Origin of the sequence: Shewanella sp. ECSMB14102, assembly GCF_000813075.1 — a bacterium.
Lineage (GTDB): Bacteria > Pseudomonadota > Gammaproteobacteria > Enterobacterales > Shewanellaceae > Shewanella > Shewanella indica.
Genome location: NZ_JWGX01000016.1, coordinates 59,135 through 85,338, shown reverse-complemented (window position 1 = coordinate 85,338; position 26,204 = coordinate 59,135). Strand labels below are relative to the sequence as shown.

Annotated in this window: 25 protein-coding genes; 15 read left to right on the top strand and 10 right to left on the bottom strand. The window is 51.8% G+C overall.

Annotation, left to right across the window (positions count from 1 at the left end; genetic code table 11):
• From rsxD to gloA, 5 genes are all read left to right on the top strand, one after another.
• The gene (rsxD, locus tag RC73_RS07030) at positions 1-1,053 is read left to right on the top strand and encodes an electron transport complex subunit RsxD (protein ID WP_039033978.1); all 1,053 of its coding nucleotides are present in this window, start codon (positions 1-3) and stop codon (positions 1,051-1,053) included.
• An 18-nt stretch (positions 1,054-1,071) separates the two neighbouring features.
• Entirely contained in the window at positions 1,072-1,707 is a 636-nt protein-coding gene (gene rsxG, locus RC73_RS07025; protein WP_200887987.1) for an electron transport complex subunit RsxG, read from the top strand.
• Complete coding sequence (locus RC73_RS07020) at positions 1,704-2,399, top strand: electron transport complex subunit E (RefSeq protein ID WP_039033976.1); 696 nt, start codon at positions 1,704-1,706, stop codon at positions 2,397-2,399. The genes rsxG and RC73_RS07020 overlap by 4 nt, the downstream gene beginning before the upstream one ends.
• A 9-nt stretch (positions 2,400-2,408) precedes the next feature.
• Entirely contained in the window at positions 2,409-3,050 is a 642-nt protein-coding gene (gene nth, locus RC73_RS07015; protein ID WP_039033975.1) for an endonuclease III, read from the top strand.
• A gap of 363 nt (positions 3,051-3,413) precedes the next feature.
• Positions 3,414-3,824, top strand: coding sequence for a lactoylglutathione lyase (gene gloA / locus RC73_RS07010; protein WP_039033974.1), 411 nt, complete (start codon positions 3,414-3,416; stop codon positions 3,822-3,824).
• Between the two features lie 319 nt (positions 3,825-4,143).
• On the opposite strand, the gene RC73_RS07005 is transcribed toward gloA, so the two are convergent.
• Complete coding sequence (locus tag RC73_RS07005; protein ID WP_039033973.1) at positions 4,144-4,479, bottom strand: Grx4 family monothiol glutaredoxin; 336 nt, start codon at positions 4,477-4,479, stop codon at positions 4,144-4,146.
• Positions 4,480-4,700: 221 nt separating this feature from the next.
• On the opposite strand from RC73_RS07005, the gene sodB reads away from it, so the two are divergent.
• From sodB to RC73_RS06985, 4 genes are all read left to right on the top strand, one after another.
• A complete protein-coding gene (gene sodB, locus RC73_RS07000; RefSeq protein WP_025011619.1) occupies positions 4,701-5,285 on the top strand; it encodes a superoxide dismutase [Fe] in 585 nt (194 codons plus the stop codon).
• Positions 5,286-5,552: 267 nt separating this feature from the next.
• On the top strand, positions 5,553-7,487 hold the full coding sequence (locus tag RC73_RS06995) for a PrkA family serine protein kinase (RefSeq protein WP_039033972.1): 1,935 nt from the start codon (positions 5,553-5,555) through the stop codon (positions 7,485-7,487).
• 51 nt (positions 7,488-7,538) lie between these two features.
• Positions 7,539-8,807, top strand: a complete 1,269-nt coding sequence (locus RC73_RS06990) for a YeaH/YhbH family protein (RefSeq protein WP_039033971.1) — start codon at positions 7,539-7,541, stop codon at positions 8,805-8,807.
• Between the two features lie 12 nt (positions 8,808-8,819).
• Positions 8,820-10,340 (top strand): SpoVR family protein, encoded by a 1,521-nt coding sequence (locus RC73_RS06985; RefSeq protein WP_039033970.1) that lies wholly within the window; start codon positions 8,820-8,822, stop codon positions 10,338-10,340.
• 102 nt (positions 10,341-10,442) lie between these two features.
• Here RC73_RS06985 and RC73_RS06980 read toward each other — a convergent pair whose 3' ends face one another.
• Genes RC73_RS06980 through apbC form a run of 9 tightly spaced genes read right to left on the bottom strand, consistent with a single transcriptional unit; the run spans position 10,443 to position 17,415 of the window.
• On the bottom strand, positions 10,443-11,234 hold the full coding sequence (locus RC73_RS06980) for a TatD family hydrolase (RefSeq protein WP_039034016.1): 792 nt from the start codon (positions 11,232-11,234) through the stop codon (positions 10,443-10,445).
• Positions 11,235-11,278: 44 nt separating this feature from the next.
• Positions 11,279-11,605, bottom strand: coding sequence for a PilZ domain-containing protein (locus tag RC73_RS06975; protein ID WP_039033969.1), 327 nt, complete (start codon positions 11,603-11,605; stop codon positions 11,279-11,281).
• A 10-nt stretch (positions 11,606-11,615) separates the two neighbouring features.
• The gene (holB, locus tag RC73_RS06970; RefSeq protein ID WP_039033968.1) at positions 11,616-12,533 is read right to left on the bottom strand and encodes a DNA polymerase III subunit delta'; all 918 of its coding nucleotides are present in this window, start codon (positions 12,531-12,533) and stop codon (positions 11,616-11,618) included.
• Between the two features lie 19 nt (positions 12,534-12,552).
• Complete coding sequence (gene tmk / locus RC73_RS06965) at positions 12,553-13,185, bottom strand: dTMP kinase (protein WP_025887713.1); 633 nt, start codon at positions 13,183-13,185, stop codon at positions 12,553-12,555.
• On the bottom strand, positions 13,185-14,192 hold the full coding sequence (gene mltG / locus RC73_RS06960; RefSeq protein ID WP_039033967.1) for an endolytic transglycosylase MltG: 1,008 nt from the start codon (positions 14,190-14,192) through the stop codon (positions 13,185-13,187). Before mltG ends, tmk begins: the two co-directional genes overlap by 1 nt.
• Positions 14,189-15,022 (bottom strand): aminodeoxychorismate lyase, encoded by an 834-nt coding sequence (gene pabC, locus RC73_RS06955; RefSeq protein WP_039033966.1) that lies wholly within the window; start codon positions 15,020-15,022, stop codon positions 14,189-14,191. Before pabC ends, mltG begins: the two co-directional genes overlap by 4 nt.
• 14 nt (positions 15,023-15,036) lie before the next feature.
• A complete protein-coding gene (dcd, locus tag RC73_RS06950) occupies positions 15,037-15,618 on the bottom strand; it encodes a dCTP deaminase (RefSeq protein WP_039033965.1) in 582 nt (193 codons plus the stop codon).
• A gap of 30 nt (positions 15,619-15,648) precedes the next feature.
• Entirely contained in the window at positions 15,649-16,287 is a 639-nt protein-coding gene (udk, locus tag RC73_RS06945) for a uridine kinase (protein ID WP_039033964.1), read from the bottom strand.
• 12 nt (positions 16,288-16,299) lie between these two features.
• Complete coding sequence (gene apbC / locus RC73_RS06940; RefSeq protein WP_039033963.1) at positions 16,300-17,415, bottom strand: iron-sulfur cluster carrier protein ApbC; 1,116 nt, start codon at positions 17,413-17,415, stop codon at positions 16,300-16,302.
• A gap of 159 nt (positions 17,416-17,574) precedes the next feature.
• Here apbC and metG point away from each other — a divergent pair, with 159 nt between their 5' ends.
• From metG to RC73_RS19830, 6 genes are all read left to right on the top strand, one after another.
• Positions 17,575-19,605, top strand: coding sequence for a methionine--tRNA ligase (gene metG / locus RC73_RS06935; RefSeq protein WP_039033962.1), 2,031 nt, complete (start codon positions 17,575-17,577; stop codon positions 19,603-19,605).
• A 151-nt stretch (positions 19,606-19,756) separates the two neighbouring features.
• The gene (locus RC73_RS19835; protein WP_052248044.1) at positions 19,757-20,182 is read left to right on the top strand and encodes a DUF7079 family protein; all 426 of its coding nucleotides are present in this window, start codon (positions 19,757-19,759) and stop codon (positions 20,180-20,182) included.
• A 189-nt stretch (positions 20,183-20,371) separates the two neighbouring features.
• Positions 20,372-21,364 carry a hypothetical protein gene (locus RC73_RS06925; protein ID WP_160289563.1) on the top strand — a complete coding sequence of 331 codons (993 nt, stop codon included), beginning with the start codon at positions 20,372-20,374 and terminating at the stop codon, positions 21,362-21,364.
• Positions 21,361-21,894 (top strand): hypothetical protein, encoded by a 534-nt coding sequence (locus tag RC73_RS06920; RefSeq protein ID WP_039033960.1) that lies wholly within the window; start codon positions 21,361-21,363, stop codon positions 21,892-21,894. The genes RC73_RS06925 and RC73_RS06920 overlap by 4 nt, the downstream gene beginning before the upstream one ends.
• Before the next feature lie 88 nt (positions 21,895-21,982).
• Complete coding sequence (locus RC73_RS06915) at positions 21,983-22,417, top strand: hypothetical protein (protein WP_039033959.1); 435 nt, start codon at positions 21,983-21,985, stop codon at positions 22,415-22,417.
• A 16-nt stretch (positions 22,418-22,433) separates the two neighbouring features.
• Entirely contained in the window at positions 22,434-26,033 is a 3,600-nt protein-coding gene (locus RC73_RS19830; protein ID WP_052248043.1) for a DEAD/DEAH box helicase, read from the top strand.
• Positions 26,034-26,204 lie beyond the last annotated feature (171 nt).

Here is a 26,204-nt window from a genome sequence, read left to right as displayed (position 1 = left end):
ATGGCGTTTAAAATAGCCTCCTCCCCCCATGTCAGCCGGCCGCTGCAAACCAGCACTGTGATGCAAAGGGTGCTGCTCTGCGCCCTGCCCGGCTTGGTAGTCCAGTGTGTATTTTTTGGCTGGGGCAGCCTTATTCAGGTACTGCTGGCGGTGATGGTCGCTTTGATTTCAGAGGCCGCCATCCTCAAGTTGCGCAAACGCAAGGTACTTTCGACGCTGTCGGATAACAGCGCGGCTCTAACAGCGGTTCTTATCGGTATTGCCATACCGCCGCTCGCCCCTTGGTGGATGGTGGTGATAGGCACAAGTTTTGCCATCATCATGGTAAAACAGCTGTATGGCGGTTTGGGGAACAACCTGTTCAACCCGGCCATGGCCGCCTATGTGCTGCTGTTGGTAGCCTTCCCGGTACAGATGACCAGTTGGGTTGCTCCGGCGACGGTTGCCCAGCACTCTCCGGATTTTCTCACCAGCTTGCAGGTGATTTTCGGCGCCAGCCAAGGCAGCGTTGCCGAATACTTCCAGCTCGGTATCGATGGTGTCACCATGGCGACACCGCTCGATACGCTGAAGACGGATCTCTCTATGGGAATGACCACCACCGAGAGCCTGCAAAAACCGATTTTTGCCGGCACTATCAACAGTGGCTGGTTCTGGGTCAACCTGGCCTACCTGTGCGGCGGCCTGGCGCTGTTGAAGATGAAGCTTATCCGCTGGCATATCAGTGTTGGTGTATTGGCATCGCTGTTTATCTGTAGCGGCTTTGCCTATGCGCTTGGGCCAGATACCCATGTCAGCCCGCTTATTCACCTGTTCAGTGGCGCCACCATGCTGGCGGCTTTCTTTATTGCCACAGATCCTGTAACCGCGCCCGCCAGTAACCGGGGCCGATTGATCTTCGGCGCCCTTATCGGCCTGGTGGTTTACCTTATCCGAAGCTTTGGCGGGTACCCTGACGCCTTTGCTTTTGCGGTGCTGCTGGCCAACCTGTGCGCCCCTTTGATCGACTACTATGTCAAACCCCGAGCCTATGGCCATCGTGCCGGACATTGATAGCAAGAGAGATAGACAGTGCAAAAATCCATGTTGAAAAATGGCCTGCTTTTGGGCCTGTTTGCCCTGATATGCACCGCTGTGGTGGCGGTTGTCAATGACAGTACCCGGGATGCGATTATGGCTCAGCAAAAGTTGGAGCTCAAACGCACCCTGGAGCAGATCATCCCCAATGAACTGCACGACAATCCGCTCGAGGAAAGCTGCATTCTATTGCAGGACAGAGACGCCCAGGGCACGACTCAGCCCATGCCGGCCTATATCGCTACCCAAGATGCCCAGCCAGTCGCCATTGCCATCGAAACCATAGCCCCAGATGGCTACAATGGTGAAATACGCTTGATCATAGGTATCAAGACTGACGGCACTGTGCTTGGGGTTCGTACCCTGTCGCATCAGGAAACCCCTGGGCTGGGTGACAAGATTGAGCGCAAAAAATCTGATTGGGTGGACAGCTTTATCGGCAGAAAGCTTCAGGGCAGTGATGACAAGGCCTGGCATGTGAAAAAAGACGGTGGTGAAATCGATCAGTTTACCGGGGCGACCATTACCCCCAGGGCTTACGTCAAGTCGATAAGAAATACCCTGGCCTTCTTTGAAGCCAATAAGCAGGCCCTCTTTTCGCAATCACAGACATGTGAGGCAAGCCAATGAGTTTATATCGTGATATCGCCTGGCAAGGCTTGTGGAAAAATAACCCCGGACTGGTGCAGATGTTGGGACTCTGTCCCCTGTTGGCGGTGACCTCTACCTTTACCAACGCCCTGGGGCTTGGACTCGCTACCGCAGTAGTGTTAATTGGTTCCAACACCACAGTATCCCTGGTGCGCAACTTTGTCCCCAAAGAGATCCGCATCCCCATCTTTGTGATGATCATTGCCGCACTGGTAACCGCTGTGCAGTTGCTAATCAATGCCTACGCCTACGGCCTCTACCTGTCTCTCGGTATTTTCCTGCCGCTTATCGTAACAAACTGCGTCATTATAGGCCGCGCCGAAGCCTTTGCCTCGCGTAATTCACCTATGGATGCCGCCTTTGACGGCTTGATGATGGGTATTGGCTTTACCTTGGTATTGATGGTGCTCGGTGGCGGCAGGGAAATACTGGGGCAAGGCACCCTATTTGACGGCGCCGATCTGCTTCTTGGGCCTTGGGCTGCGAGCCTGCGTATTGAAGTTTGGCAAGTCGATACCCCCTTCCTGCTGGCGATGTTGCCGCCCGGTGCCTTTTTGGGTATGGGGCTGCTGATTGCCCTGAAAAACGCAATCGACAAGAAACTCGCCGATCGTCAACCCAGAGAGCAAACTGCGCCAGTGGAACGCGCCAGGATCACCAAAGTCAACTGAGGTCATTGAGTGAACAAAGACAAGAGACGGGCGATACTCGAACGCCTGCGGGACAATAATCCTCATCCCCAGACAGAGCTGAATTATTCCAGCCCTTTTGAATTACTGGTGGCGGTAACGCTTTCGGCGCAGGCAACCGACGTCAGTGTCAACAAGGCCACTGACAAGCTGTTTCCGGTGGCCAATACCCCACAGGCTATCGCAGACCTTGGGGTTGATGGGCTGAAGGAGTATATCAAGACCATAGGGCTCTATAACAATAAGGCCATCAATGTGGTGGCACTGTCCAAGATCCTTGTCGAGCAGTACAACGGTGAAGTCCCTGAAAACCGCGAGGCGCTGGAGTCACTGCCCGGGGTCGGCCGTAAGACGGCCAATGTGGTGCTCAACACCGCCTTTGGTTGGCCAACCATAGCGGTCGACACTCATATTTTCCGGGTCAGCAATCGCACCCGCTTTGCGCCGGGGAAAAATGTTCAGGAAGTAGAAGATAAACTGCTCAAAGTGGTGCCGGCCGAGTTCAAGGTTGACGTCCACCACTGGCTTATTCTTCACGGGCGCTATACCTGCATTGCCAGAAAGCCCCGCTGCGGCAGTTGTCTGATTGAAGATCTGTGTGAATTCAAAGAAAAAATCTATCCGGATGACTGATCCGGAAACGACAATGCCGCCCGAAGGCGGCATTGTCTTACGTATTCTTGCTCAACGCCAATCAGAACATCTGTACAATCATAGCGGCGAAAACGATTGCAATTACCAAGGTAGATCCAATAGCCATTTTCAATTCTGTAGTCATGCTTGTCTCCTGCATCCAGCTAAGATAGGGTTGACACCATTATTAATGAAGCAGACACAAATACCATGTTTATTTCATGGATTTGTGAACTGGCTATCAAGTTCGCAGCGGTCAGAGCCAATCCATTTGGGAGAGATTCTCAGTTCGCTGAATATTGCTTGATTATCCACGCTACGGAAACTCATTCAGTTTCCGCTATAGAACCAAAAGAGGTAGTAATGTCACAAGTTCTGCATACCATGCTTAGAGTGGGAAACCTTGAACGCAGCATCCATTTCTATACTGAAATCATGGGGATGAAGCTATTGCGTCAATCGGAAAATCCTGAATATAAATACACTCTGGCCTTTGTCGGCTACGGCGAAGAATCAAGCGGTCAGGCCGTCATCGAACTGACCTACAACTGGGGTACAGAGCAATATGATATGGGTAATGCCTTTGGTCATATCGCCATAGGTGAAGAAGATATCTATGCTCGCTGTGAAGCTATCAGCGCAGCCGGTGGCAAAGTTATCCGTGCACCGGGCCCAGTGGCCGGTGGTAGCACTGAAATCGCTTTTGTGGAAGATCCTGACGGTTACAAAATCGAGCTCATTCAAATGAGTTCGGCTGAAAACGGCTTGGGCTAACAACGCAAATGTAAAGAAGCCATCGGCAAAGCCGGTGGCTTTTGACCTACTTCCTAAGACGGCATTGAGCTAGCTGCGCCCAACCAGGGTTATAGCCTGCTTGCAGCTGATATTTCTGGGCAGTTCTCATACAAACCGCTTTATTGTTGCCCCCCTCTCATAAAATCAGCTAATGGGTGGCAGTATTTAACATAAGCGCGACGGTAAAGCCGAGAAAAACGCTCACCTCCATAGCAGGTGAATTCAGTGTGACAAAAGAAAAGGCCGGAACATCTCCGGCCTCTTGCACTCATGCGCTTATAAAGCGCTGAGATTAATCTCAGGCTTCATCCTGCTTGTACTTGGCAGCAGTTTCCTTGATCAAGGTCTGTAGCTCCCCTTTTTGGTACATCTCGGTCAGGATATCGCAACCGCCGATCAGCTCACCTTCTACCCATAGCTGAGGAAAAGTCGGCCAATTGGCATACTTGGGCAATTCAGCACGGATATCAGGATGCTGCAGAATATCAACAAACGCGAACTGCTCGCCGATATTGATCATGATCTGAGCCACCTGAGAGGAAAAACCGCAGCTGGGTAATTTGGGCGAACCTTTCATGTAAAGGATGATGGGGTTTTCAGCAATTTGCTGCTTAATTTTTTCAACAGTTTCCATTTACGTTCCTGAGTACGACACTATATTTGATTCGCTATTGTACGCGAGAGAAACGCAGAACAAAATCACACTATTTGTAAGGTTATTTAGCCATTTGATTTTTCAATGATGTCAATCTGCTCAATCACTCAAACAATGATTCACTTCACAAATTTTATCGGTACAATAGGTGGCAGTGAGCAAGTCTGAAAATGATAAACCAAGTCCATGGAGAGATACTAATGGCTTTCGAATTACCCGCATTACCATATGCCAAGAACGCACTGGAACCCCACATTTCTCAGGAAACCATCGAATACCACTACGGTAAGCACCACAACACTTACGTGGTTAAGCTGAACGGTCTGATCGAAGGCACTGAATTCGCCGGCAAGACCCTGGAAGAGATAGTAAAAACCTCCAGCGGCGGTATTTTCAACAACGCAGCTCAGGTTTGGAACCACACTTTTTACTGGAATTGTCTGGCGCCTAACGGCGGCGGCGAAGCCACTGGTGCTGTAGCCGAAGCCATCAATGCTGCTTTCGGTTCTTTTGAAGCCTTCAAGACTCAGTTCACCGAGTCCGCGGTCAACAACTTTGGTAGCGGCTGGACCTGGCTGGTGAAAAAGGCGGATGGCACTGTCGCTATCGTTAACACCAGCAACGCAGCTACTCCGCTGACTGATGCTTCAGTAACCCCACTGCTGACCGTTGACGTTTGGGAACACGCTTACTACATCGACTACCGTAACGTTCGCCCTGACTACATGGCGCACTTCTGGCAGTTGCTTAACTGGGATTTTGTTAACCAAAACTTCGCCGGTTAATTCTTATCAAACTGAGTCACTAAAAAGGAGCCTGATGGCTCCTTTTTTATGGTTCACAAACACTTCCTCACCGACAAATCCAACCATCGTAAGCTCATAACGCTCCTTTACGCCACAAGTGCAACTATTGCTTTTGCAACTATTTGCCTTTGTTTTTATTTATGTTTTTTTTGACATGCAACACAAATTAGTGTCTAAGATTAATGATAGGTGACTGCCAAAGACAGTTCCCTTCCCAGACATATTTGGCGTTTCAGGGGGTTTAACATGGGCATATTTGAGCACTACCAACAGCGCTATGAGAAGAAACTCGATGAAGAATACACATTACAGGAGTTTCTCGAAATCTGTAAGCAAGATCGCAGCGCCTACGCTTCGGCAGCAGAAAGACTGCTAATCGCCATCGGTGAGCCGGAAGTGATCGACACTTCCAAAAATCAGGTTCTGAGCCGGATATTTTCCAACCGCTTAATCTCTCGCTATCCAGCGTTTAAAGACTTCTACGGCATGGAAGATGCCATAGAGCAGATAGTCTCTTACCTTAAACACTCGGCCCAAGGGCTGGAAGAATCCAAGCAGATCCTTTACCTGCTGGGACCTGTCGGTGGCGGTAAATCTTCGCTGGCAGAGAAGCTCAAGGCCTTGATGCAACAAGTGCCCATCTATATTCTCAGCGCCGATGGAGTCAGAAGTCCGGTCAACGACCACCCTTTCTGCCTGTTTGATGCCGAGGAAGATGGCAAGTTGCTGCAGGAAGAGTACCAGATCCCGACCCGTTATCTGCGCAGTATCATGTCGCCTTGGGCGGTCAAACGCCTGCATGAATTTGGCGGCGATATCTCTCGCTTCCGAGTCGTCAAAGTGTTTCCTTCGGTGCTGGATCAAATTGCCATCGCCAAAACTGAGCCAGGAGATGACAACAACCAGGACATCTCTTCTCTGGTGGGCAAGGTCGACATTCGCCAACTGGAGCACTTTGCCCAGAATGATGCTGATGCTTATTCCTATTCAGGAGCATTGTGCCGTGCCAACCAAGGCTTGATGGAGTTTGTGGAGATGTTCAAGGCACCGATCAAGGTGCTGCACCCACTGCTGACCGCCACTCAGGAAGGAAACTATAACGGCACTGAAGGTTTATCGGCCCTGCCCTTTAACGGCATTATTCTGGCTCACTCCAACGAGTCTGAATGGAGCAGCTTTAAAAATAATAAAAACAATGAAGCCTTTCTCGACCGTGTTTATATCGTTAAGGTGCCCTACTGCCTGCGGGTGTCGGAAGAGATGCAGATTTACCGCAAGCTTATCGCCAATTCAGAACTGACCAAGGCGCCCTGTGCCCCAGGCACACTGGAGACCTTGGCTCAATTCAGCGTGCTCTCAAGGATCAAGACCCCGGAGAACTCCTCCGTCTACTCCAAGATGCGGGTCTATGACGGTGAAAGCCTCAAGGATACCGACCCCAAGGCCAAGTCTTACCAGGAATATCGTGACTATGCCGGGGTCGATGAGGGTATGCACGGACTATCGACCCGCTTCGCGTTCAAGATCCTCTCCAAGGTCTTTAACTTCGACCATTCTGAAATTGCCGCCAACCCAGTGCACCTCTTCTATGTGCTGGAGCGGCAGATAGAGCAGGAGCAGTTCCCTTCCGATACCGCAGAAAGGTATATGGAGTTTCTGAAGGGCTATCTGATCCCTAAATATGTTGAGTTTATCGGCAAGGAGATCCAGACCGCTTATCTGGAATCTTACTCGGAATATGGTCAGAACATCTTCGACCGTTATGTCACCTATGCCGACTTCTGGATCCAGGATCAGGAGTACAGAGATCCGGAAACCGGCCAACTGTTTGACCGGGCCGCACTCAACGCCGAATTGGAGAAAATAGAAAAGCCGGCCGGGATAAGTAATCCCAAAGACTTCCGCAATGAGATAGTCAACTTTGTGCTCAGGGCCAGGGCCAATAACGATGGCAACAACCCGCAATGGACCAGCTATGAGAAACTCAGAACCGTGATCGAGAAAAAGATGTTCTCAAATACGGAAGATCTCCTGCCAGTCATATCTTTCAACGCCAAGACCTCCACAGACGATCAGCGCAAACATGATGATTTCGTCAATCGTATGATGGAGAAAGGCTACACCAAGAAACAGGTGCGCCTGTTGTCCGAGTGGTACTTACGGGTACGTAAGTCTTCATAGCTGTGCCCTTTCGGGGCCTTCGGGCCCCGGTATTTGCTTTGGGAGGTGCGTATGGCGAACTTTATCGACAGGCGGTTGAATGCCAAAGGAAAGAGCACGGTTAACCGTCAGCGGTTTATTAACCGCTATAAACAACAAATTAAAAAAGCGGTCAGTGATGCCGTCACTCACCGCAGCGTCACAGATGTCGACAAGGGAGAAAAGATCAGTATCCCCACCAAGGACATCAGCGAGCCCGTGTTCCATCAAGGCCCTGGCGGCGTGCGTGAGCGAGTGCATCCGGGCAACGACCAATTTACCCGCGGCGACAAGATAGACAGGCCTCAAGGGGGCGGCGGTGGTGGCAGCGGCAAGGGCGATGCCTCGAACTCAGGCGAGGGTCAGGATGACTTTGTATTTCAAATCTCCAAAGATGAATACCTCGAGCTCTTGTTTGAAGATCTTGAGTTGCCCAACCTGCAGAAAAACCGCCTGAACAAACTGGTGGAATATCAAACTTACCGAGCCGGTTACACCAATGATGGTGTGCCCTCCAATATCAATATCGTCCGTTCTTTGAGATCGTCTCTGGCGCGGCGCACCGCCATGTCTGCAGACAAGAAGCGGCGACTGCTGGAGCTGGAAAACGAACTGGCAGAGCTGGAAAACACCCCGGGAGCCAGTGCCGAGCGGATTTTGCAACTCAAAGAGGAGATTGAGGAGCTTAAACAGCGCATCGCCAAGGTGCCCTTTATTGACACTTTCGATCTGCGCTACAACAACTTTGCCAAACGGGAAGTGCCCACCAGTCAAGCGGTGATGTTCTGTCTTATGGATGTCTCCGGCTCTATGGATCAGGCCACCAAGGATATGGCCAAACGCTTTTATATATTGTTGTACCTGTTTCTAACCCGCACTTACAAGAATCTAGAGGTCGTCTATATCCGTCATCACACCCAGGCCAAAGAAGTGGATGAACATGAGTTTTTCTACTCTCAGGAGACAGGCGGCACCATAGTTTCCAGTGCGCTGAAACTGATGCACGAAATTCAACAGGAACGCTATCCGGCCAATGAATGGAATATCTATGCCGCCCAGGCATCCGATGGCGACAACTGGGCAGATGACTCGCCCACCTGTTATCAGATCCTCGAAACACAACTGCTACCCGTAGTACGCTATTTCAGTTACATAGAAATCACCAACAGGGCGCACCAGACGCTCTGGCGTGAATATGAAACCCTGCAAAAACAATTCGATAATATGGCGGTACAACATATTCGCCAGGCGGAGGATATTTATCCCGTCTTCCGCGAATTGTTCAAGAAGCAGGCGGTTTAAGGGGAAGCGATTATGAGCAAAATGAAAACACGCCAGCCACTGAGCGACGGGCCTGAATGGACTTTTGAGCTGCTGGAAACCTATGAAAAGGAAATCGCCCGGGTCGCGGAGCATTATCGTCTTGGGACCTATCCCAATCAGATAGAGGTGATCACCGCCGAGCAGATGATGGACGCCTACGCCAGCATTGGGATGCCCATAGGGTACACTCACTGGTCCTTCGGTAAGCGTTTTATTGAAACCGAGCAGGGTTATAAGCGCGGCCAGATGGGGCTGGCTTATGAGATAGTCATCAACTCCAACCCCTGTATCGCCTATCTGATGGAAGAAAACACCCTCACCATGCAGGCCTTGGTGATAGCTCACGCCAGCTTTGGCCACAACAGTTTCTTCAAAAACAACTACCTGTTCCGCACCTGGACAGATGCCGGTTCCATCATTGATTATCTTGTCTTTGCCAAGCAATACATCAGTGAATGCGAGCGTAAATATGGCATAGATGAGGTGGAAAACTTGTTGGACTCCTGCCACGCCTTAATGAATTATGGCGTCGACCGCTACAAGCGCCCAACAGAAATCTCGTTTCGTGAAGAGCAGGCGCGCCAGAAAGAGCGCGAGGCCTATCTGCAAACCCAGGTCAACGACTTGTGGCGCACCATCCCTTCACAGCAGACCAAGGAGGAAGCCAAACAGCAAAAACGTTTTCCGTCAGAGCCACAGGAAAACATTCTCTACTTTATCGAAAAACATGCTCCATTGCTGGAGCCCTGGCAACGGGAGCTGGTGCGTATCGTACGCAAGATGGGGCAGTATTTTTACCCGCAACGTCAAACCCAGGTAATGAACGAGGGCTGGGCCACCTTCTGGCATTACACCCTGCTCAATCATCTCTATGACGAAGGCTTGGTCACCGACAGATTTATGTTGGAGTTTTTACAAAGTCACACCAATGTGGTGGCTCAGCCCGCCTACAACAGCCCTTATTACAACGGCATAAACCCCTATGCCCTGGGGTTCAATATGTTCTGCGACATTCGCCGCATCTGCGAACAGCCAACTGAAGAAGATAGATATTGGTTCCCGGATATCGCCGGCAGCGATTGGCTGAAAACGCTGCATTTTGCCATGGAAAACTTCAAGGATGAGAGCTTCATCAGCCAGTATCTATCCCCCACCATGATCCGCAAATTCAAGTTGTTTGGCGTACTCGATGATGAAAGCAAAAACTATCTGTCGGTATCTGCCATCCATGATGAACAGGGATACCGGGAGATCAGGCAAATTTTGTCTTCACAATATAATCTGTCCAACAATGAGCCCAATATTCAGGTTCATAATGTCATGGTCAATGGCGATCGCTCGCTGACACTGAGGTATATCCCCAGTAACGGCATTCCTCTGGCAGACAGTTGCCGGGAAGTACTCAAACACCTGCATAGATTGTGGGGATTTGATGTAACCCTGGAGCAGAAAGAGGATGACGGCGAGATCAGAGTACTGGCCTCTTGTCCTGACAAAGGCGAATATATCTGACCGTCATCTGAGTAGGTTGTCCCTCCTTGCCTCACAGGCCATTTACTCACAACGCAAAACAGAAGCTCCTGCTATACGCAAGAGCCTTTCTGTTTCATTGAGTTAGCTTCTACCTGTTAGTTTAGCGGCATCCTTAAACAGGGTAAAAAAGTTATCTGTGGTGTATTGGGCCAACTCTTCAAAGGACTCACCTCTGAGCTCGGCAACAAACTCGGCGACATCACGAACAAAGGCCGGCTGATTCTCTTTTCCTCGATGAGGCACGGGTGCCAGATAAGGCGAATCGGTTTCTACCAGCAGCCTGTCTTTGGGGATTTTACGGATAACACTTCTTAGCTCACCGGCATTTTTAAAGCTGACGATACCGGAAACCGAAATATAAAAGCCCAGATCCATCGCCGCCTTGGCCATTTCCCAGTTCTCGGTAAAGCAGTGCAATACCCCGCCGCACTGTTCGGCGCCACCGTTCTTCAATATGGCTATGGTGTCTTCTCTGGCATCCCGGGTATGAACAATCAAAGGCTTGGCCACTTCTCTGGCCAGTGCCACTTGTTGCTCAAAGCATTGTTGCTGCAAGGCCTTGGTATCATCGGCATAGAAATAATCCAGCCCTGTCTCGCCAATGGCCACAACTTTCGGGTCGGCGGCATAACGCTTGAGTTCATTGAGATCCAATCCCTCTTTCACATCCAGAGGATGCACCCCGGAAGACAGGAACACCTGCTCAAACCCGGCGACTTTGGCCTTCATCTCTGCAAAACCTTTTTGCCGGACATTGACGCAAAGAAAATAGTCTACCCCCCGAGCCTTGGCGGCATCGAGCAACTGACTGAGACTGTCGGGATCCGGCGCGGCTTTGAGGCGATCGAGATGGCAATGGGAATCAACTAACACTTGAACATCCACCCAAAATAGAAAAGGACGGCAAGGATAGCGCCCTACATAGTGCAGGTCAAATCGCCCGAGGCCAGCTCTCTGGAGAGGAGTTTTTCGATATGATACTTGTGTGATTCGGGATCCGAGAGAATTTTAACCCCTATTCCGGCCGGCCGTCCTCCGGAAGCGCCGAGCGGGTTGATCCACACCACGACCCCCTGAAACTCATTGACATGAGTCGAGCCCGGCAAACGATAACCTATCTGGATCTCCTGACCGAGGAAATGCCCCTCGGTCGTTGCCACAAACAGGCCCGCCGGCTGAATAAAAGGCATGTAAGCACGATACAACTGGTGCAGGGTGTCAAAATTCACTGTCAGATCGACCATAGGATACTTTTTAAGTTTTCAGTCTCTTATATTCTAAGACATAATTCTGGCAAAGCGCCAAGTAGTTGACACTCGGCATCTGGCTCAGACGATTACAGGTATCCATCACCTTGGCAGCCAGGGTCGCTATTCGCGTCCGTAGCAAGGGGTCCTCCCCTTCGGTGGTTAACAGCTCTCTATGCAACACCAAGTATAAAACTCTAAGTACATCAGAGATTTGTTCCTCACCTACTGTTAACAAACTAGCACACAGATGGCCCGTTAACAAACTGGCGCGCCAATCGCGGCGATAATCCAATAAGGTCTGGTATCTGTCAGATTGCAAAACCTCTGCCAATTTTAGCGGCCCGCCGACGACGGGCAAACACCAGGTAACATCGGCCGGCAGCGGCAATTGCTGCGCCAACCAGGACTGAATGGCACTCTTGTCCGGCAGTTTTACCTGCACTCTCTGACAACGACTGGATATGGTCGGCAGCAGCCCGGCGGTGCTGTCGGTCTGTAGAATAATCAGCGTCCCCTGCCCCGGCTCTTCCAGGGTTTTCAACAGTGCATTAGCCGCAGCTTGATTGAGGCGCTCGCTTTGGGCGATAAGCGCCACACGCCGCCCTCCTTGCTGGGCCGTGGAGGTCAGATCCTGACAAAGCGTCCGCACCTGATCCACTTTAATCTGTTTACCATCGGCTTCGAGAAGATGAAAATCGGGATGATTGCCGGCGAGCAGCAGTTGGCAGCTCTTGCAATGACCGCACTCTCCCCAAGCTGTGGGTTCGCTGCACAAGGCCGCCGCGGCTATCTCTTCGGCAAGCTTCAGGCCGCCATAGCCCTGGGAAAGCCCCAGCAGCAAGGCATGAGGCATCTGAGCCGAGTGCAGTTGCTGCATAAAACGGGCTTTGGCGTCACTCAACCAGGGCATGTCCACTTTCATCACTCCTTATACCGCGTGCTTACCAATCTTTGGTTTGCAACACAGCCAGAATATCTTTATGTACTTCGGCCATGCTCTGACTGGCGTCGATAACCGCTATGCTGTCGTCCTGTTGTGCCAGACTCAGATAGGTGGCACGGGTGCGTTCAAAGAAGGCCAGTTCCTGCTGCTCAATTCGATCCAGCTCACCACGGTTGGCGGCGCGGGTTAGCCCAAGGCTTGGCTCTATGTCGAGATATAGGGTCAAGTCTGGTTTAAAATCCCCAAGGGTGGCGGCGCTGACTGCGCTGACCAATGGCATCAAACCTCGACCACCGCCCTGATAAGCCAGGGACGACAGGTTGTGTCTGTCGCCGAGCACCCAACTGCCCTCGGCCAGTGCCGGCTTGATCACTCGGGCCACCAGTTGCGCCCTGGCGGCATACAGCAGCAGACATTCAGATTCATCACACAGAGGGTCGCTTGCATCGGCCACCTTCACCAAGTCGCGGATCTTCTCCGCCAACGGGGTACCGCCCGGCTCACGGGTACAGACAGGTGCCTTACCGGTATGTTTTTCGATAAAGTCTCGCACCAATGCGATGGCGCTGGACTTACCGGCGCCTTCCAGGCCCTCGATAACGATAAATTTTGCAGTGGCTTTTTGTGGCATTATCTCTTTCTCTGATACTGGTTCACGGCGCGGTTATGTTCGGCCAGTGTACGGGAAAATACATGACTGCCGTCATTGCGGGAAACGAAGTAGAGGTACTCTACGGCTTCCGGGTGTGCGGCCGCCAGCAAGGCTTCCCGCCCGGGCGCGGCAATAGGCGTTGGCGGCAGCCCAAAAATACGATAGGTGTTAAATGGCGTTTCTTCACGCAGATCTTTACGGGTGATATTGCCATCAAAGCGCTCACCCATGCCGTAAATTACGGTGGGATCTGTCTGCAAACGCATGCCTTTTTTCAAGCGATTGACAAATACCGCCGCTATTTTGCCGCGCTCCTCTGCCAGGCCAGTTTCCTTTTCTATAATGGAAGCCAGGATCAAGAGTTCATAGGGACTCTTGAGCGGAATACTCTGATCCCGCTGCTGCCAGATACTCTCCAACTGTTGCTGCATCTTGATAAAGCTTTGGGTCAACAGGGTATTGAGCTCAGTACCGGCACGATACTGATAGGTATCCGGGAAAAACTTGCCTTCCGGCAAGCCGCTGCTATCCCCTTGGGCTTCGAGCACATCGATAAACGGCTCGTCGCTGACTTTTAGATGCACCAGGGTCTGTAGATACGTTTGCCACTCACGAATAGTCTTGCCCTCTACCAGCGTCAGGGTAAAGGTCTTCTCATCACCGGCCACCAGCCGCTCCAGCAAAGACACAGGTGTGTCGCCGGGTTCAATCTGGTAAAGACCGCTGCGAATGGCGGTCGTCTGCGGGTATAGCTTACCCCAAAGCTTCCAGTGCCAGTCAAACTCCAACAGCTGCTGATTTTGCAACTCTTGCCCCAACTGGTAAAAGGAGGTGCCTCGTTTCAGTAGCAGCTCTCTGGGTTCATCCAGCTTAAGCTCGGTGGCCGCAAAGCGGTTGAGTTCGCTATAACCCCAAAAACCGACGCCCAGTGCCAAAGTCATCAGGGTAAACACAAAGGCTAGGGCCGCAACTAAGCATTTTTTCATAATTGGATAGCAAGTGCCTTGCGAAGAGGTGTGCTGCCGGGCCAGAGTTCAAAGCTTTGCTGATCCACAGCAATAACATCGACCAAACCCAACAGACTGTTACTGATAAAGAGGTGCCGCGCCCGTTGCAGCATCTCTGTGTTGATAGGACACAACTGCACATCAATACCCTGGTCGAGCAAGGCCACAATCAACTGCTGTCGCATCACTCCGGAGACACCAGAGTAATTCATGGCCGGTGAATATGCCGTCAGTTTACCTTGCTCATTAGGTAGTAGCAGAAACAGATTGGCCATCGAGGATTCGAGCAGTAAATCGTCGCAGTCCAGTACCAGCCAATCATCAAAACCTTCAGGCAATAACTGCGCCTTGATAAGCACCTGTTCCAGACGGTTGAGGTGTTTAATGCCGGCAAGCCTAGGCTGTTTGCCAAGCCTGATGGATGAGGTCTTGAGGGCAATCCCTTTTTGCTGCCAATCTGGGTAATGCGCCGGCAATGGCGCCAGGCTGATGACTTCGGTGACTAAAGCGTCTGCCGGCGGCGTATAACCACGTCCCCCCTCTCCCCGGGTGAGCTGCAACTTAAGGCAGCTATGGGGATTGGCGGCGGCGATACGCTTGAGGCTTGAGCGCAAGGCATCCGATGCCTGCCAGACAAAACCCAAACGCAGCGCCCCCTGAGTCAAGCGGGTAAGATGTTCATTCAGAAAGGCTATCTGTCCCTTACCATCTACCGCCATGGTTGCAAACAGGCCATCACCATAGGTAAAGCCCCGATCGCGAACGCAGACGCTATCCTGCTCTTTTCCCTGAACCCAGACACCACTCATGCGCAATCCAGGGTTCAGTCCTGGCTGATCCGACTGGCGACCGCATCCTGCTGATCGCGATACTTGGCGTTCTTGCGGGTATTGTAGGGTCTGGCCACAGGACGAGACAGGCGCTCAAAGTTCAGTGCCCCTATGGTCATCATGGGACGAAGTGCCAGCGGTAATTTACCGCTGTTGTAAAACTCAAGCACAATCCGCCCCTGCCAGCCCGGATCGATACGGTGCGCCGTCACGTGCACCATCAAGCCCAGACGCGCCAGTGATGAACGACCATCAAGCCAGCCGACTATGTCGGAAGGCAGGTGAACACTCTCATAGGTCACCGCCAATGCCAGCTCGCCCGGATGCAAAAAGAAAGCATCGCCGTCGGCAATATCTATCTGCTCGCTCATCACCCTATCCAGCGCGGCCTGCACTTCGGCCTTGGGACCACTGAGATCTATATAAGGCGCAGTGTGATCCTTGAACACCCGAAACTGGTTACCCAGACGCACATCAACACTCACGCCACTGATGGCCTCTATGCCGGGACGGGGATCTATGACTATGCTGCCCTCGTCCAGACATTGTTCAATTTCGATATCAGTTAATCGCATCTCGCCTTCTAGCTCCCTGGATACTTGTGGTTATTTCGCCAGCAAATGCTGGATTCTGGCCTTGAGAATATCGGTGGCAATCCGGTTCTTGCCGCCCTTTGGCACTATGATGTCGGCATACTGCTTTGAGGGTTCGATAAACTGCAGAAACATGGGTCTTACCGTTTTCTGGTACTGGCTGATAACAGACTCCATGGTGCGGCCTCGCTCGGCCACATCACGGGTCAGACGTCGCAGCAGACAGATATCCAGCGGTGTATCCATAAACACGCTGGCATCCATCAGTTCACGCAGCTTAGGGTCGGTCAGCAGCAAAATACCTTCGAGAATGATGACCTTTTTAGGGGTCATCTTCAAGGTATCGCTGGTGCGGGTATGCTCGGCGTAGCTATAGCAGGGAATATCCACTGCTTGCCCCTGCTTGAGCGCTACCAGGTGAGTGCTGAGCAGTTCATGGTCCAACGCCTTGGGATGGTCGTAGTTGGTCTTGACCCTCTCCTCCATGGACATATGGCTCTGATCCCGATAGTAGGCATCCTCATTGATAACCCCTATCTGATCTGTCCCTAAGTCTCGGCATAGCTCTTCAAATATGGTCTTGGCGATCAAACTTTTACCTGACGCCGAAGCCCCTGCTATCCCGATAACGACACACTGTGGCGAATTCATGCTGCGAAAACCTTACTCATCATCTGCTATTGCGATTGAAATACCGCTGTGATTCTTTTGTTTTGCCAGTTGGGCACCCACACGGCGGGCGATATCCCGGTAAATGCCGGCAACTTCACCCTCAGGCGCGGCCACCACAGTCGGCTCACCGTTATCCATATCCTCACGGATATTGATATGCAGAGGTAAGGCACCCAGCAAAGGCACTTGATAACGCTCGGCTATCTTGCTGCCACCATGAGTACCGAAAGGATGCTCTTTATGACCACAGGCAGGACACAGATGGAAACTCATATTTTCCACAATACCGACGACGGGGATGTTCACCTTCTGGAACATGGTGATACCTTTCTTGGCATCGGCCAGGGCGATATCCTGAGGCGTTGTGACTATCACAGCGCCGCTGACCGGCACTTTCTGCGACAGGGTAAGTTGGATATCCCCTGTGCCCGGAGGCATGTCAATCATCAGATAATCCAGCTCAGGCCATTGGGTTTCATTGAGCAGTTGCGCCAAAGCGCCGGCGGCCATAGGGCCACGCCATACCGCGGCCTGATCATCGGTCAGCATGAAACCTATACTCTGGGCGCTGATACCGTGAGCCGTGGCGGCTGTCATATGCACGCCATCGGGGGATACAGGTCTGAATGTCGGGATCCCCAGCATCAATGGAATGGAGGGACCATAGATATCGGCATCCAAAATACCCACCCGGGCGCCTTCTGCCGCCAGGGCCAAGGCCAGGTTAACCGCAGTGGTAGACTTACCCACACCACCCTTACCGGAAGCAACGGCAATCACCTGCTTCACGTTGGGAATAGGGGCAATATTGCCAAGGGCCGAGTAGCTGAAAGGCTCAAAGCCAATCTCGCACTCCACCTCGTCGATGGCATCGAGCTTGGACAACTCATTGGTCAGCGCAATCACAGTATCGCGATATTGGGTCTGACAAGGATATGGATACAAGATGGTCAGCAGCAGCCTTTTACCATCCAAATCCAACTTACGAATACAACCGGCATCGACTAAACCCTGGGCCAGGTATGGATCCTGAAACGCATTGAGAATGGCAAGAACCGGACCGAGCAGATCGTCACTGAGACGATAGTCCTGAGAAGCAGAAGACAAAACGCAATCCCCTTTTGATAAATTTCGCCAAGTGTACCAGATAATGACGCGATTATTAGAGTAGAATTAACCCACTCATGTCAGGTTTTGATGAAAAAGCCGGATTAATCGGTTAGTATCTATGCCATTCTTTCAGGGCCTAGATTTAACAGAGAAAAGATGGCAACTACACAACGTAAAATCCTTGTTACCAGCGCGCTTCCATATGCCAACGGTCCCATTCACCTGGGCCACATGCTCGAGTACATACAGACAGATATCTGGTCCCGCTTTCAAAAACTTCGTGGCCATGAGTGTCATTATATCTGTGCCGATGATGCCCACGGTACACCTATCATGCTCAAGGCCCAGCAGATGGGGATCCAACCCGAAGAGATGATCGCCAAGGTCAATCAAGAGCATCAGCAGGATTTTGCCGAGTTCAATATTGCCTTTGACAATTATCACAGCACCCACAGCGAAGAGAACCGCCAGCTGGCCAACGAGATCTACCTCAAACTGCGCGATAACGGCTATATCAAGAGCAAGACTATTTCCCAGCTGTTCGATCCGGAAAAGTCCATGTTCCTGCCGGACAGATTCGTCAAGGGCACCTGCCCCAAGTGTAAGTCTGAAGACCAATACGGCGACAACTGCGACGCCTGTGGCGCCACCTACAGCCCAACCGAGCTGATCAATCCGCGCTCTGCGGTATCCGGTGCCACCCCGGTCATGAAAGAGACAGAGCACTTCTTCTTCGATCTGCCTGCCTTTGAAACCATGCTCAAAGAGTGGACCCATTCAGGGTCATTGCAGAGTGAAATGGCCAACAAGCTGGATGAATGGTTCGAGCAAGGCCTGCAGCAGTGGGATATCACCCGTGATGCGCCTTACTTTGGCTTTGAGATCCCCGATGCGCCGGGCAAATACTTCTACGTTTGGCTCGATGCGCCTGTGGGCTACATGGGTTCATTCAAGAACCTCTGCGACAAGCGCCCGGAGCTGGACTTTGACGAGTTCTGGAATGCCGACTCAAAAGCTGAGGTGTATCACTTCATCGGCAAAGACATAGTCTATTTCCATAGTCTATTCTGGCCGGCCATGCTCAAAGGCGCCGGCTACCGTCAGCCAAGCAGTGTCTATGCCCACGGCTATGTCACGGTCAACGGCGCCAAGATGTCCAAGTCCAAGGGCACCTTTATCAAGGCCCGTACTTACCTGGATCACCTGGATCCTGAATATCTGCGCTACTACTATGCCGCCAAGCTCTCCAGCCGCATTGACGATCTGGACCTGAACCTGGAAGACTTTGCCGCCAGAGTCAACTCGGATCTGGTCGGTAAGCTGGTTAACCTGGCAAGCCGCACCGCCGGCTTTATCGTCAAGCGTTTTGACGCCAAACTGGCCAAAGTGGAAGACAACAGCCTGGCCGAGTCCTTCCTGGCCAAACAGGAGCTGATCGCCGAGCTTTATGAAGGTCGCGAATACGGCAAGGCGATGCGTGAAATCATGGCGCTGGCCGATGTCGCCAACGCTTACGTTGCCGATGAAGCTCCTTGGCAATTGGTGAAAAACGAAGAAACCTTGGCCCGCGCCCATCAGGTATGCTCAGTGGCGCTGAATTTGTTCCGTATTCTGGTGACTTATCTTAAGCCGGTACTGCCGCGCTTGGCCGCCGATGTTGAAGCCTTCCTCAAGCTGGAACTCAGCTGGAGCGGCTTGGCAATGGATATGGCCGGTCACCAAATCAATCCATTCAAGCCTATGATGCAACGTATCGAGCTCGATAAGGTGAGCGCCATGGTGGAAGCCTCCAAGGAAAGCCTCAAAGCAACCGAAGACACCCCCAAGGCCAGTGGTCCATTAGCGGATGACCCTATCAGCCCAACCATAGAGTTTGACGACTTTGCCAAGCTGGATCTGCGGATTGCGCTTATCAAGAAGGCCGAGCATGTCCCTGAAGCCAACAAGCTGCTCAAATTACAGCTGGATCTCGGCGGCGAAACCCGTCAGGTATTTGCCGGTATCAAGTCGGCTTATGCGCCGGAAGATCTCGAAGGCAAACTGACAGTAATGGTGGCCAACCTGGCTCCTCGCAAGATGCGCTTCGGCCTGTCTGAGGGCATGGTGCTGGCCGCGGGCCCTGGTGGTAAAGAACTGTGGATCCTTGAGCCCCATGAAGGTGCTCAGCCGGGCATGAGAGTCAAATAAACTCACATCCATAAATCCCCCTAAGGCCACTTCCGTGGCCTTTTTATTGGATCTGCCCAGCTAAATTAGCAATTAGAGCTTGATAACTTGATGTCTCTGATGCCTTTGGTTACCCTCTGTGCATAAATAACAGCCCTAAAGGAAGGATCCTATGGCTGAATCCCCCTTCCATATCATGCTGGAGGAAACCGCAAAACTCCCCATCCGCCAAGCGGTATGGAGCGCAATGTCGGATTTGTTTCTCGATACCGATGTCACTCTGCACTACCCCGGCATTATCCGGGTATGTGCTCTTTCTCCTTATTCCCTAAAAGAACTGGAGCATATTCTGTATCGGGAAGTTGCGCCTGTTTGTGGCCCCAATTTATTCGACGTCTGTGGTGAATGGGCGGGCTTTGATGAACAATGGCTCAAGGAGCAAATCTTACTGCGACTCAACAATTCTCCCAGTCTTTGGCAAAGAGTAAAGCTGCACTTGGCAGAACGAATGTTCAATGATTACTTAACACCTCACTGGCAACTGCTATCGACACAGATTCATGGTAGGCGCAATAACACACTCGCTGACAAGCTTTGAAATAATATTGAATCAATTTTATGCAAGCTGTTGCATATATTAATATTTTTTTCAAAAAAACACTCAATGTCTGGTTTTTTATCTCACCTTTCGTGTTAAGGTTTGCGCCGTCTTTCACGACATAAACCTCCAGCCTAAACAGATAAGTAAGATCCAACCGTGGCCCATACAAATAGCCTTCCAGCCCCTTTGAATATTCTGCTGCCCATGCGTCGTTATCGGTTGAGCTTTCGTCATCAGCAGTTGGAGATCCTGGGTAAGGTCTCACGCTTTTTACTGCAGTCTTTTACCTTATACGGCGTAACTCAGGAACAGATCCAGCAAGTTACCGCACTGACAAGCTCACAACTAACGCCACTGCTGGAACGTTTATGTGCGCTCGGCTGGCTGGAAGATGACCTGCGCCAATTAACCCCACAAGGGAGTCAGATGGCGCTGGCTTGTGAACTGACTGAGCTGAGCTTTGTGCTGTGGCTTGATGTGATGGATCCACAACTCAATCCCGTTTGGTGCCACGATGAACAGCTGTTATTGAAAAACAACCCCTCCGAACCCTGGATGACCTTGAGAGAGTACGAAACAGACTGGAATATTCAGCAGGTGCTGCAACAGCAAAGACTGAACCGCCGACTGGCCTCCAGCCTGGAAAATCAAGGGGAGCTAACCGAGCTGATGCAACAGCTTTGTCCGGCCAAGTATCACAGGATGTTGCAGGAGCAGCGTACTGCCTGGCAGCCACAGCTTGAGATTATCGGCGATGAAACAGAGCTTCGTTATGCCTGGGTCGAGCTTGATAGCGAAACATCATTAACTTCGGAAAAACGCGGCACACTGCTATTAAAAGCACCGGTGCTCGAATATCAGGCCAATTACACAGTGCCGCCCCTGCTCGACTCAGCACTGGCAAGTCCCCCAACCAGTCGACTCCACTTGTGCCAGTTGAGCGGCGCCGTTATCAACACCAGCGAGCGAGTCGAGGGCAACGCTAGTTGGCCCAAGAGCGCTGAAAAGCCCATAAGCGAACTGTTGCAAGTCATCGCCGCGAAAGAGCAGCCCCTTGATACCGGCATTAGTCGTCACATCACTCTGAACCAGAACCTGCGCCCGCTGCGACTCGACAAGCCGCAGTTGATGACGGCACTCAAGGCACAATTTGAAACCTCGTTGGAGCCAAACCAATGAAAACTGTTTCACTGTTTGCCAGTAAGACCCTGGAAGTCGGCAGTGCCCGGCAAGCGAGGCTCTACCAGGCTGGCCGAATAGGTTATCAACTGATGCGCGGCGCCAAAGGGGTTAACCCTGTCTTGGTGTGGGTCGATGCCGCCATTTCTGTACTGGACTGCCTCAACTCCTATTTTAAGCTGCAGCGTGCCAAAGAAGTCACCGAGCAGTTGCAAGCTCAAAAACGTACGTTGCAGCATCAACTCAAAAACCTCAGCAAACAGATGGCACTGGAGCAAACGCTCTGGCAAATGGAGGCCGAGGAACGCATGACACTGCTGCAACACAGATTACAGCACGACAATCAACTGACGACTCAACTTGTCACAGAGCTGCAGAGTCGCCGCCAGAGTCTGGAGATCTTTCTTGGACAGTTGCAACACCTGAGAAGTACCGCGCGCCGTGAGTGCCCAGAGCTCAGACGACTCAGCAGACTGACCGATGAGTTAATGAAGGCACAACTCTTGTGCTTGGTCGGCGCTTTTGAGTAACACCAAGCTTAGTTAAAGATTTGCGATTCACTATCATCAACCCTATTCACCTAAATCAGGGCTATTGAAGTTCAGAGGGCATACACAAATGAAAACTCCCAGCCGTATTGGCACCAAGTCCCCAGCCAAAGCACAAAGCAAAACCCCGGAGCTAAGCGGCGCAGAAGTCGTTGCACTAGCCAAAGAAGCGGTCAGTGCTTATCAGAGTTACAACCAACTGGAAACTGCCAGAGCGGAAACTGAAAGAGTAAAAGCCGAAGCATTAAAAGAGATAGAGCTGTCCGACAACGAATTACGTCAGGCACAACTCAAACATCAGGAGCGCTGTCAGGAAATCGCCCTCGACAGGCTCAAGGCCGACAATGAACATCAACTCAATGAACAGGCCCACCAACGCTGGCAGCAGGATCATCAAAGTCGCGAGCAGACGATTGAGATTTTGCGCCGTAAGGTGAGTTTGGGTGAAGCCAGCGATGAAGAATATCAGCTGCTGCAACTGCTGCATAAATTGCCAAACCTTTAATCCAGGAGTTTATTGAGTGCTGCCAGCCATCATCATAGGCATAGGGGTTACTGTCACAGCAACTGCGACCGCTTGGTTGTTCGATAGAGCCACAGCTAAAGAGCATCAGCGCCACGACGAGTTGCGCGGAGACATAGACGCTCTCAATCGGCGTTATAACAGCATGGCGGCAGAGCACGACAGGCAGCAAGCTCTACAGTTGAGTCAGTCGCTGCAGCAACTCTGCTCCAAAATGGAAGCTCAATATCATGAGCTGCTGAATAAGGTCAGTCTGATAGACGCCGAACTCCAACTGTTACCCGAGCAAATAGCCACAGAGCTCAATGATGAGGGGCTCAGCCCCTATCGGCGCCGGGCACTGCAGCAAAGTTATTGTCAGGTAGAAGATGCCCGCAGCCGCCTGGTTGCCTACAAAGACTATCTCGACTGGTATCTGGCACAACTCAAAGCCGTGCGGGATACGCTCGACACCGAGCCTTCAGTATCTGAACTCAAAAAACGCCTGGATGAGCTTACGCCACCGAGCCCGACCTTACCCGCAGAATGGCTCTATGTCGGAAAAGTGGTGCTGGTAGAGCAAGATGAACTGGATAGAGACCTGCCCTTCAACAGCAGGCTGCATCTTGGCAATAACCTGGGCTTGCAGGGCTGGAGCAACGACCTGCAGCGCAAGCTGTTTTTCAGCTATGACGATCCACAAGCCATTCCATTGCAAATAACTCACCAACGCAGCGGCAAGAATGGCACCCGGTTATTCTATGCCTGTGTCGCCAGAGGTGTCGCCTGGGTAGAGGCGATAATGGCGGCCAGGCCAATGGCATTTGAAATTGAACGCCGGGTAGCCAAAGGCTATCTGGCCCATACCCAAGGCAAGGCCATATCCGCCTTTCTGCCAAGGCAAATGACTCCCAACCCCTTGTTGGAACTGTTGCCGGGCCAACAGATACAGGCTTGGCCTGAGCTTTACAACCTGACGCTGGATGCCAGTCCCGGCCAGCAGCAATCCCGGGGAAGAATTCAACTCAATATGCTGGACACGGCCGAACTCGGCGGCACAGATGAAGGCTCACTCTATCTTTACCTGCCTTCGGAGCTGTTTTCTGAGCAAGAGCTCATGGCGCTGCGGGCGGATGATCCAACTCCCTGGCGCTTGCTCCATTCAGATATGGAACAGGACAGTGGTGACTTGCGACTGGCCCGCCACACTCTGGCGCTAAACTGCCAAATTGATACCAAGCAAGCCTGTTTGCGGGTCAGCGATGTCGAAGACTTTGAAGACAGAGGTCAGGGGTATGAACTGCCCTTTATGTTGATCCCTGCAGACAGTGCTCTTGAGTCCAGTGTGCTGGCCAATCCGGATGGTATCAGTGCCCTTGTCGCCTTTATCAATCACTTGAGCAGCAGTGAAGCCGACAGCCAGGCGCGGATGGCACAACTGAAGATGCTGGGTCAGTGGCAAAGCGTGCTCGATTATCAGCAGGCGCAGTTGGATATCACCTTGCTGGGACGGGCCGACAAACTGCAGGAGCAAGATCAGGACTTACTGCTGCACTTTATAGTCGATGACAGTCAGCACCAGCTGCTGACAAATTTCAAAGCCGGGTTCAAAGCGCAGCAAAGCAGTGGTTTTTCGCCTCGTTGCACCCTCGAATACTGGGGCGAAACCGCTGCAGGCGAATTTGTCTGGCTCAATCCCCTTCCCGCCCGGCAACAAAACCGCCTGGAAGTGACTATCGATTCCGGTAGTTTGCAGCTGAGGCTACCGCAAAAATGGGCACAAGAGCTGCAATCCACTCAAGTCGGTGCAACAAAAACCAGCCTGCGGCTCAGTCTCAAGTTATTTGACGAAGCGCTGCAGCGACAACAAGCGGCTTTGGATGCATTTCGTAACGATGCCTTGGTTGAGCCCAGGCTGAAGCAGATACTTCTGGCACCGGGCAGCTATACGCCGCAACAGGACCCATTCTGGCAACACAGATTGCGTGAAGATCTTTGCTGGCAAAATACCCAACTGACCGAACGCCAGAAACAGGTTATCCGCACAGCACTCAGTGAGCAGCATCTTGCTCTGATCCAGGGGCCGCCGGGTACCGCCAAGACCACTTGCATAGTGGAGATGCTGCATCAGATTTTCCACCATCGTCCAGAGACCCGGGTATTATTGGTATCGCAGCAACATGCGGCGGTAGACAACGCCCTGGCACGCTTTATTGATTTACACCAAGCCTTGCTGGAAAAGCAAGAGGTGCGGCTATTGAGAATTGGGGCCGATGACAAGGTCAGTGGCAAGCTCAGTGACTACACCATTAAACAAAAACTGAATGACTTTGAACAGCGAAGTCGCCGCAGTGCCCTGGCCTGTACAACCGAAGCCGAACCTTTGCCTGAGCTGGCTCACCGTTGGCTGTACGGCGTTTTGGGCACAGAGCAGGAACAACAAAGGCTTGATAAAGAGCTCAACTGGATGTTACTGGCAGATCATAATCTGGTTGGCGCAACTTGCGTTGGGCTCGCCTCCAGACGTCAAAGCATAGATCAGCTCAGGTTCGACCTCGTCATCATTGATGAAGCAGGTCGCTCCACTGTACCCGAACTCATGATCCCTCTGCTCAGAGCCCGCAAGGTGATACTGATAGGCGATCATTTCCAACTGCCTCCCAGCGTTGCGCCGCTACTGCAGACAGATGAAGCCAATGACGAATTGCCCTTTTTGAACGAATGTTTCCTGGAAACCAGTTTCTTTGAAGGCCTCTATGATCAATTGCCGCCCACAAGCAAAAGCTTTTTGGCTGAACAGTTCCGAATGCCGGAAAAGATAGGCGATCTGGTCGCCGAGCTCTTTTACAGCCCCAATGGTGAGCGACAACTGTTCAACGGCCGACAACTGAATGAACAAGACTTCGTCCTGCCGCACACCTTGATTTGGAAAGATGTCGCCGGTCAACAGCAACAAGAAGGCACCAGTAAGTACAATCGCGAAGAAGCCGAGGCGATAGTCACCTTTATCAAGAACCTGGCAGACAAAAATAACCACCGGGGGAACACCACTGAGAGCCGGGTGACTCATCAGCCTGCCACGCCTCTGGGCATCGCCGTCATCACCCCCTATGGCGCCCAGAAACGACTGATCCGTGCCCTGATGAGCGAGTTATCATCGCCCGCGGCAAGTGGCGAATATCGGTTGGGTCAGTTCAATATCCGCATCAATACGGTGGACAGCTTTCAAGGCAGCGAAGATGAGATAGTCTGTTATTCTACGGTGCGAACCCAGGGCAACCTGCGTTTTATTCTCGACTGGAAACGACTCAATGTGGCCTGCTCCCGCGCCAAGCAAAGCTTGCTCTTCTTCGGCGATCTCGAGTTTCTGAGTCGCCCGGGCGCCGCCGGGAAACACAGAAACCTGTTTGCCGAAGTGATAGCCAGAATTCCCAAACATTGCCGATTACGAAGAAAACCGGATGCCGACGGCAAAAGCCCAAGACAAGCTACGGGCAAAAAAGCGACACATTCACCCAAAAGACCAATGGGAAAACCGTTAAAGAACCGGCCTCCCAATGATAAACAATCAAGGCATAAACGGCACAAACTCGCGCCCAAGACCGAGCAGACGGTTTAATAACTGTCTGTTTTCCTTGGGCTTGGCCGGAAATGGAGTTCGGGCGCCAAACGACTATAACCCCTCAGGTAAGCCATGCTCACTTATCCGGAGTGTGGCTTTCAAGTAGCCGTAAACTTCAACTGCGCCCGAACAATTGCAAAGGCCTGATTATCAAAGCGACAGCAAGCC